This window comes from Nocardia vinacea NBRC 16497, assembly GCF_000308835.1.
Taxonomy (GTDB): Bacteria; Actinomycetota; Actinomycetes; order Mycobacteriales; family Mycobacteriaceae; genus Nocardia; species Nocardia vinacea.
In genome coordinates this window covers 1-536 of record NZ_BAGN01000303.1, presented here as the reverse complement: position 1 = coordinate 536, position 536 = coordinate 1, and the positions used below count along the sequence as shown (strand labels likewise).

Genomic DNA, 536 nt, shown 5'->3' with positions numbered 1-536 from the left:
CCCCCCACGGCCACAACACGGTCAGCGTGACCGTGACCGACCCCGACGGGCAACCGGTCCTCACCATCGCATCACTGACACTGCGCCCCGTCCAACTCGACCAACTCACCACCGCAGCAGACGGCGGAGACCGGCTGCACACCCTGCACTGGACACCCACACCCATGCCTGCGCAACTGCGGGAAGCGGCGTTTGCCGAATGGGACGATCTGCAAGCCGAGTCCCTAGAAGCCGAGTCGACCGACCAACCGGTCCCAGCGGTCGTGGTGCTCGACTGCCGTAGCGGTGGAAACGACACCGACAACGACGGTGGAAACGGCATCGACGTGCTGGCAAGGGCGCACGCCATCAGCCACCGGGTGCTGACAGTGTTGCAGGACTTCTCTGTTCAGCAGCGGTTCGCTTCCAGCACCTTGCTGGTCCTCACCCGGTCAGCGGTCGCGGTGAACGGTGATGGGGTTGATCCGGCGGCGTCGGCGGTGTGGGGTTTGGTGCGTTCGGCGCAGTCGGAGGAACCGGGCCGGATCCTGCTCGCA

1 protein-coding gene is annotated in these 536 nt (G+C 66.2%); it reads left to right on the top strand.

The genetic code is table 11. The annotated features are described in order from the left end of the window. Positions 1-26: 26 nt before the first annotated feature. Positions 27-536 (top strand): SpnB-like Rossmann fold domain-containing protein (locus ON44_RS33585; protein WP_040697971.1); only part of this gene is annotated, 510 nt, incomplete at its 3' end.